The sequence below is a fragment of the Agaribacterium haliotis genome, from assembly GCF_002312815.1.
Taxonomy (GTDB): domain Bacteria; phylum Pseudomonadota; class Gammaproteobacteria; order Pseudomonadales; family Cellvibrionaceae; genus Agaribacterium; species Agaribacterium haliotis.
In genome coordinates, this window is record NZ_NKQJ01000012.1 from 159,626 (window position 1) to 168,460 (window position 8,835).

Annotated in this window: 4 protein-coding genes; all 4 read right to left on the bottom strand. The window is 52.1% G+C overall.

Annotation, left to right across the window (positions count from 1 at the left end; translation table 11 throughout):
• Positions 1-55 precede the first annotated feature (55 nt).
• Positions 56-3,544 carry a transglutaminase family protein gene (locus tag CFK45_RS14765; protein WP_096087207.1) on the bottom strand — a complete coding sequence of 1,163 codons (3,489 nt, stop codon included), beginning with the start codon at positions 3,542-3,544 and terminating at the stop codon, positions 56-58.
• A gap of 15 nt (positions 3,545-3,559) precedes the next feature.
• Positions 3,560-4,489, bottom strand: a complete 930-nt coding sequence (locus CFK45_RS14770) for an alpha-E domain-containing protein (protein WP_096087208.1) — start codon at positions 4,487-4,489, stop codon at positions 3,560-3,562.
• The gene (locus tag CFK45_RS14775) at positions 4,489-5,946 is read right to left on the bottom strand and encodes a circularly permuted type 2 ATP-grasp protein (RefSeq protein WP_096087209.1); all 1,458 of its coding nucleotides are present in this window, start codon (positions 5,944-5,946) and stop codon (positions 4,489-4,491) included. The genes CFK45_RS14770 and CFK45_RS14775 overlap by 1 nt, the downstream gene beginning before the upstream one ends.
• Before the next feature lie 409 nt (positions 5,947-6,355).
• Entirely contained in the window at positions 6,356-8,194 is a 1,839-nt protein-coding gene (locus CFK45_RS14780) for an RICIN domain-containing protein (protein WP_096087210.1), read from the bottom strand.
• Positions 8,195-8,835 lie beyond the last annotated feature (641 nt).

Below are 8,835 nucleotides of genomic sequence, written 5' to 3' on the forward strand. Positions count from 1 at the left end.
ACTGGGTGGGCCGGCATTATCTCACTACTTTGCAACAATGTTTATTGCCTAAACCCTAAATAAAGGGCGCGGCACTGCGCCTCAGATCGAGCGTATGCGGGTATTCATCTGCGGCCTCCTCCGGCGGTGGGCTCATCGGCTGCGGCGGCGTTTGATTCGGGAAAAATTCGCGCAGGGCCTGCATTTGTGGCCTTGGCACAAACGGCCCCTGAGTGTGGCCAATGCTACTAAAGCGATTCACCCGCCGCGCTTCGGCCTCCATGGCGTTCACCGGGAAACTGTCGTAACTGCGCCCGCCCTCGTGGCTGACATGATATGTACAGCCCCCTACCGAGCGGCCATTCCAGCAGTCGATTAAGTCAAAGTGCAGCGGTACGTGCACGCCGATAGTCGGGTGCAGCGCACTCGGCGGCGCCCAGGCGCGATAGCGCACTGCGGCCACAAACTCGCCTTGTTTACCGGTGGCTTGCAGCGGTACTCGCCGACCGTTGCAGGCGAGCACATAACGGCTATCTGTCAAACCCGATAGTTTTACTTGCACACGCTCAACCGACGAATCGACGTAACGCGCCGTGCCAAAACTGCCGATCTCTTCGCCCAGCACATGCCAGGGCTCGATGGCCCAGTGCAGCTCAAAGTGGATATCGCCAAACTGCTGGCGGCCAAAACAGGGGAAACGAAAGGCCTGGAAGGGTTTGAGCCAGTCGAGGTCAAAAGCTAAGCCGTGACGGTTTAAATCCTCAACCACTTCTTTTAAATCGGCCCACAAATAATGCGGCAACATAAATTTATCGTGCAGGCTGGTCCCCCAGCGCACCAGAGGCTGTTTGTAGGGTGTTTTCCAAAAACGCAGCAGCAGCGCGCGAATCAACAGCGCCTGCACCAGCGCCATACGGCTGTGCGGCGGCATTTCAAAACCGCGAAATTCCAAAATGCCGAGGCGGCCGCTGGCCGAACCCGGCGCAAACAGTTTATCGATGCAAAATTCGGCGCGGTGGGTATTGCCGGTAATATCGATCAGCAAATTGCGAAACAGCCTATCGACCAACCAGGGCTGTTCGGCGAGACCTTCGGGCACCTGTTGAAATGCCGTTTCGAGCTCATAGAGCATTTCGTCGCGGCCTTCGTCAACGCGCGGCGCCTGGCTTGTCGGCCCGATAAAACTGCCTGAAAACACGTAACTTAAACTCGGGTGATGCTGCCAAAAACTGACAAACGAGCGCAGTAAGTCAGGCCGCCTGAGCAGTGGGCTATCAGCCGGGCTCGCGCCACCTAAGGTAATGTGGTTGCCGCCGCCGGTGCCCGTATGGCGGCCATCGAGCATAAATTTCTCCGCCGCTAAGCGCGATTGGCGCGCCGCGTGGTAGAGCTCAGTGGTGGTGGAGATCAACTCGCGCCACGAGCTGGACGGGTGAACATTGACTTCAATCACCCCCGGGTCGGGCGTTACCAGAAGTTTTTGCAGGCGCGCATCTTTCGGCGGTTCATAACCTTCGATAATCAGCGGCGTATCGCAGCGCTCAGCAGCCGTCTCCAGCGCGACCAACAGCTCAACATAGTTTTCCAGGGCGTACAGTGGCGGCATAAAAATATGCAGTTTGCCCCCGCGCACTTCGATGCACAGCGCCGTGCGAATAACATTAACACTGCGCCCGCCTTCATCGCCCGGCTCCGGTGGCGATTTTTTACTGGGTTTGTCACCAGGCTCTTGCCCAACCTGTCGCCCGGCCTGTTGCCCAGCAGCATCTGCGCGGTATTCGTTTTGCTGTATTTCGCGCACATTAAATGGCAGGCGAATATCGATGCGCTTTTGCAAAGGCTCGCACGGCTCACCCGGATCGCGCTGCTTAACAAAAGGCTGCTCGGCACTTTCGGGCAGCTGCGCCAGCGGCAGGCGCAGCCCCAAAGGCGAATCACCCGGTGTTAAGATCAGCCGCTCGCGGCGCAGCGGCCACGCGCTGGTCTGCCAGCTTTTGCTGATCGCATCCCACTCGAGCGGCAGGACAAAACCAACCGGCTCGGAAAACTTGCGCTCTAATAAACGCGCGAGGCGCCGGCGACCGAGGTCGTCGCTGACGCGCATCGCCAATTGATCGATGTTTAGCGGCAGCTGTTGTTGCTCAAGCAAATAGTGCAACGCGTCTTCATAGGCCGGCTGTAAAAAACGCTCGTCGATCCCGATTAAATCCAGCAGGCAGTGAGCAAAGCGCTCGGCAGTGTTTATATCGTGTTTTAAATCACTGTCGATGCGCGCAAGCAGTTTAGGCTCGCGCCACAGCGCTTCACCGTCTTTGCGCCAAAACAAACCCAGGGCCCAGCGCGGCACTTCTTCGCCGGGATACCATTTGCCCTGGCCGTAGTGCAGCAGCGCCTGCGGTGCAAAATGATCGCGAAGGCGCAGCAACAAACTTTTAGCGAGCGCCAGTTTATCCTCGCCCAGCGCCTCGGTATTCCACTGCGCCGATTCCATATCGTCAATGGATACAAATGTCGGCTCGCCGCCCATTGTCAGGCGAATATCCTGTTCCAGCATCTGCTGATCAATGCTGTCGCCCAAGGCTAGGATATTTTGCCACTCGCTATCATCGTAAGGCCGGGTTACACGCGGATCTTCGTGAATACGCGCAACCTCGTTGCTAAAACTAAACTCAACTTCACACTTGTCCGTGGCACCGGAAATTGGCGCCGCCGACGACGGTCTCGGCGTACAAGCTAAGGGTATGTGACCTTCACCGGCAAATAGCCCCGAGGTCGGGTCGAGCCCAACCCATCCGGCCCCCGGTAAAAATACCTCGCACCAGGCGTGCAGGTCGGTAAAGTCACTTTCCGGCCCGGAAGGACCGTCGAGTGATTTTTCATCGGCGCTTAACTGCACCAGGTAACCCGAAACAAACCGCGCTGCCAGCCCGCGGTGGCGAAGCAGCTGAACCAGTAACCAGCTGCTGTCGCGACACGAGCCGAGTTTTTTTTCAAGTGTCTGCTCGGGCGTTTGCACACCCGGCTCCATGCGGATGCTGTACTTAATCAAACCCTGCAACTGTTGATTGACCGCGACCAACCAGTCAATGCTGCGCATCTTTTTTTGTTTTGCTTCTTGTTTTAATTCCGAAATCGGGCCGTGAGCGCCTGCGTTTGCTAAAGGCAAATCGGCCAACAGCGCCTTAAAAAGCGGCCCGCAAGCTTCGAGCTCAAGATACGGCGCTAAGTCTTTTTTTAAGTCGTCATCGTAGGTAAACGGAAAGTGCTCGGCTTTTTCTTCCAGAAAAAAATCAAACGGGTTAATCACCACCATGTCGGCGATAACTTCCACCTCAACCGCTAAACGCCGGCACTTTTCCGGAAACACCACACTCGCCTGATAATTGCCCAAAGCATCCTGCTGCCAGTTAACAAAATGTTGTTTGGGCTCGATATTCAGGCTGTAGCTGTGTATAGGCGTACGGCAGTGCGGCGCCGGCCTGAGCCTGATTGTGTGCGCCGACAAATTCACCAAACGATCAAAGTCGTAATACGTCTTATGAGAAATTGCGACACGAATAGTCATATAGAATCTCTTAACCTAGCTGTATTTAGGAAACCAAAGTTCGCGTATATCTGTGTGCACCTTAGCTAAATAAATTTGCAGTTCGTTTAAATACGCCCGCAGCGCGGCACCGTTGGTTTCGCCGTCGAAATGTAAGCTCAGCTTGTCGTAGCTGTGTTTTAGCTGCTCAACAAGCGGCTGAGACTGGGGAAGCTTTTCACATGAATCGAGTATGGATATAAAACAGTGTTCAATTGAGCGCGGTAAATTGGCATCCAGTAATAAATAGTTGGCAACCATGCTGCCTGAAACCGGCCCGCGCACCGTGCGCCGATAACCCTGCTCGGCATTGAGCGAACGCAACACGGTGCCCCAAATAATTTGGCGCACATAGGTGTCATCTTCAATGACTTCAAGTACCGCCGCGGCACCGGCGTCGAGGTTGCGTGTGGTCATATCTGCGCGCTCGAGATTTCTGCCGAGGCGCAAAAACCACCACGCGGCGTCGTGAGGCATATTGCCATAGAGCAAGCCGTGAATTTGCTGGCAGCCTTTAATAATGGTGTCGAGAAATTCGTAGCGCTTGGAGCGATTAATGCCCTGCTGCAGATTTTCCTGCACATAGAGGTTAAGCTCGTTGGTCAGCTCCCAGGTCTCTTGCAGAACCACATCGCGGGTGGTGCGCACGTTCTCGCGTATCGCGGCCAGCGACGACACCACTGAACAGGGGTTATTGCTATCGCCGAGCATAAACTTAACAACATTGCGTTCATCGCGAACGGAAAAACGCTCGTCAAAATCGCTTTGCAGGCTGTTAATGCTAATCAGGTTGTACCACGACAAGCTCACCGACCTTGGCAAATCAAATAACAATTTGTCGTAGATGGTAATTAATCTGGCCGTGCTTTCAATACGCTCCAGGTAGCGTGCGGTCCAATACACTCGCTCGGCAACTTTTGACAACATCAGTTTGCCCCCCCTTCGGTATCGACTATCCAGGTATCTTTGCTGCCGCCGCCCTGTGATGAGTTAACCACAAGCGAGCCTTTTTTCATTGCCACCCGGGTTAAGCCGCCGGTGGTGACATAGCTGTCTTTGCCCTGCAGTACAAAAGGGCGCAAATCCAGGTGGCGCGGCTCGGCCACATTGCGGCCAACCAGCGTAGGTGCTGTCGACAGGGCCAAGGTCGGCTGAGCAATATAGTTGCGCGGATTTGCCTGAATCAGCGCAGCAAAATGCTCGCGCTCTTTTTTAGTCGAATGTGGGCCGATCAACATGCCGTAGCCGCCACTTTCATTTGCCGGTTTGACCACAAGTTTGTCGAGATTGGCCAATACGTGCTGGCGCTGTTTATCGTCGTAACATAAGTAGGTTTCAACGTTTGGCAGCAGCGGGCTTTCGTCGAGATAGTATTTGATCACCTCTGGCACAAACGCATAAATCACTTTATCGTCGGCAACACCTGCGCCCGGCGCATTGGCCAGCGCAACATTGCCCGCACGCCACGCGCGCATCAAACCGGCAACACCGAGTACCGAATCGCGGTGAAAACATTCAGGGTCTAAAAACAGATCGTCAATGCGCCGATAAATGACATCAACACGCTCGAGCCCGGCGATGGTTTTTGTGTACACGCAGTCATCCTGGACAACAAGGTCACTGCCTTCAACCAGCTCTGCCCCCATCTGCTGAGCCAAAAAAGCGTGCTCAAAATAAGCCGAGTTATAAATGCCCGGCGTTAATACCACAACAACGGGTTTTTCGATCGCTCGTGGGCTCAGCGCCGTTAGGGTATCAAACAGTCGCGACGGATAGTCGCCGACAGGCGCTATATCCACTTTCTCAAATACCTCTGGCATCACTCGTTTCATTATCGAGCGATTTTCTAACATGTACGATACGCCTGAGGGCACACGCAAGTTATCTTCAAGCACATAAAATTTGCCATCGGTATGGCGCACCAAGTCAGTGCCACATATATGTGCCCACACCCCAAATGCGGGCGAGATGCCTTCACATTCAGCGCGGTAATTACTGCTCTGCTTGAGCACAAATTCGGGGATAATGCCGTCTTTGATAATCTTCTGCTCGTGGTAAAGATCATCAATAAACATATTTAAAGCTTTAAGCCTCTGCTTTAAACCGGCATCGGTTTGCTGCCACTGATTTTTTGCAATCACACGCGGGATAATGTCAAACGGCCAGGCTCTATCGATATTGCCCTCTTCGGTGTAGACCGTAAAACTCACGCCCATTTCACGAATGGTGGCCTCGGCCGCCAAGCGCCGCGCGTCGACTTCCTGCTCAGACAAGCTTTTTAAATAACTTAATAATTTTTGTGCAGGTTTGCGTGCATTGCCGGGGCTTGAAATAAGTTCATCGTAAAACTCCCCGGCTTGATAGTCGTTCCAGGCAATGCTCATATCGCTGTTCTTACTCCGCTGAAAAGGCCTTCGCCGCGCGTTATATCTCAATAAGAGTAAGCAATGCAGATATCACACCATTATGACAAAACAGAAAATAGCGCGAATAAATACCAGTAAAAACCGGGTTAATGAACAATAAAAGCGCTGGCGTTGAAAACAATGACAAAACGCTAAGCACCTATTCACCTAGGCACCTATGCATCACCTATGCACCTAGGCCCGACTACAAAAGAGCGTTAAAACACCAGGGGGCAGCAGCGATTAACTGTTTGTGTCAGTGCTTGTGTTTGTGTCTGTGTTTGTAGTTGCGCGATTAGCTGTCACTGAACAGTAGAATCGAAGATAAAAAAAAGCCCGGCATCAACGATGCCGGGCTTACAAGTCATACAGTTTTTAAAATGAAAGCTTAGTGGCGCTGATCCGGCGGTAAATCAGACGGGTCAGAGGTATCAAACAAAGTCGCTTCAACCAAACCGCTGGCACCTAGATTGCTACTGGCTGCAATATTTACAAATGAGCCGCGCAGGGTTGAGCGCTCGCCCTGATCCAGTGCCCCATTGCCGTTGTCATCGGTATTGTACAAGTTCAAGGTTGCCAAGCCCTGGCGCGAAGAGCTAAAGCTGGCAAAGTCATTGCCGTCAATTTCCAGGGAGCGAAATGCCAAAGCAAAGACGCCGCTGCGACCGGAACCGTAAAAACGATTAAACAAAATGCTGATGCCAACGCTGGCATCGGTGCTGTTGGCGTTGGCACCGTGATCCTGGAACGGCAGGATACTGATGGCCTGATTGTTCTGATCGCCATTTACAACACGGTTCACCGCAATATCATTATTTTGGATGATCACATCGCGCGACATATGCTCAACATTAATTGCCGATGAAAAGTCGTACATATCACTGCTAACACCGACCGTTTCAACAAAGTTATTTTCGATGCGCACATCGGCCACTTTCGCAACCGCGATAGGAAATTCCGTCGCGCGCACAGCGTCACTGGCGGTTCTGCCGGTATTTTTAGAGATCACACCGTTGTTAAACTTGGTGATAATGTAATTGTTGGCACCGCGGTAGGCCGCTGTATTGTTCGGAAAACCGGGCGCCTCGTAGGCGTTAAAACCGTCGTTGCCTGCGTCAATCTGTACACCCACCTGCATGGCTTGCTGGCCGTTGTCGACAAAAAAGCGGTTCTGGCTGATGGTCAGTGAACCGGCCTGCTGGTAATAAAGAGGTGAACCTGCAGTGTCATACAAGCCGGTGGCGACTTTATTAAAATACGACAGCGATGCATCGCGAGTTAAATCAATACCTTTGTTCATGTTCTGAAAGGTATTGCTGACGATATACAAATTGCTTGGTATCACACCCTGGTTGCGCAAACCCGCGGTTGCATTTTTTAAGGTGACACTAACCAAACTAAAATTATTACTGCGTGTACTGGCTTTATTATTCAGCTCAATCAGCGTATTTGAGCCGTAACGGTTACCACCATCGACGGTTAAATTTCGTAATACCACATTATTTGCCGCGATAATAAAGGCCGGGGTAAATTCCGCGTAGGCACCGCTGCTCGGTACGCTGTGATTCAGCTGTTTACCGTTGCCATCGATGACTACCGCTTTATCGACAACAATGGATTGCTGATAACTGAAGCCCGACGACAGTGTCAGCACATCGCCGGCACTTGCATTCGCAATCGCTGCAACTAAGGCTGCGCGGCTGTTAATGCCACCTGTGGCAGGTGGTTGTGTGCCCGGCTGAGAGCCCGAATTCTGCACATTAAAGGCTAAGCGGTTCTCGTCACAGCCCTGCCACATAACCAGGCCAGTGCCACTGGCGGGGTTGGCCGAGCCGCCAACTGGGTGCACACACATAGCACTTGAAACTTGTTTGATACTGCCTGCCGCACTGCGCTCAAAACGCACACGATCGGTAAAATCGCAGCCATCCCAGAGCACTAAGGCCGTGCCATTTTCAGGAATATTGGCGCCACCTGAGTGCACACACTTATTGCTGGCAACATGCTTGATACTGCCGCCGGAGCTCCAGCTAAACTGGGCTGCCGCTGTTGAACAGTTGTTGCTCAACACCAACTTGGTACCGTTGGCAGGCGAAGTGGAACCACCTTCAGGGCTTAAGCAAAGGCCCGAACTATGGTTAATAGTTTGTGCAGCTGTGCTAAAGCTTAAGCTGGAAAGCAGACTAAAGGTCGCGGCCGCAAGGCACAGTTTTTGTGTGTACATCATCTAACATCACCGTTTATTTTTATTGTCTTAATATGGAATAAAGCGCTGAGGCTCTTTAAGAACAACACTTCTCAAGCCAGGTACTTAGGTAGGCTTACCTTTGCCCTTGGCCCTCAAAGCTGCGCCAGTATTCAAACATCCGTATGAACTGTCAACGAATTACGCGCCAATATACCACCTTGAATGCATACGTTAAGTTTATATAACCAGATTCACGGATATGAGAAGCTTGAGTACTCAAAGATGGGTTTTTAAATCACAAATATTAATAAAACGGTAACAACTGATCAAAAAACAGCCTCTACACATGCAACGCGTATAGACATCGTAACAACGGCCTTAAGAATAAAGGTCAGTAAGTGGTCTTGCTTACCCAGTAGGCCAACTAAAGCAGATAGAGAAAAACAGATAGAGAAAAACAAGCCGAGCAAAGCAGGCTCAGAACTAAACGCGGGTAGAGAACGGTCAACAAGCTTAAGAATACGCGCTCACAAGCGGTAAGCGCGACTGGGCTGGGCCTGATATCCGCCCAGATGCGTTACTCATCGCTTATTTAGCTTGCTAAACTGCGCTCAAAGTGCCTTTCTGGTCGAATACTCAGGCTCCAGCAGAGCGTATTTAATTAGTGTTAACAGGCCCTA

Excerpts from the sequence above, each read along its gene's own strand:
- CFK45_RS14770 (WP_096087208.1), bottom strand. The coding sequence starts at position 4,489 with ATGTTGTCAAAAGTTGCCGAGCGAGTGTATTGGACCGCACGCTACCTG.
- CFK45_RS14765 (WP_096087207.1), bottom strand. The coding sequence starts at position 3,544 with ATGACTATTCGTGTCGCAATTTCTCATAAGACGTATTACGACTTTGAT.
- CFK45_RS14775 (WP_096087209.1), bottom strand. The coding sequence starts at position 5,946 with ATGAGCATTGCCTGGAACGACTATCAAGCCGGGGAGTTTTACGATGAA.
- CFK45_RS14780 (WP_096087210.1), bottom strand. The coding sequence starts at position 8,194 with ATGATGTACACACAAAAACTGTGCCTTGCGGCCGCGACCTTTAGTCTG.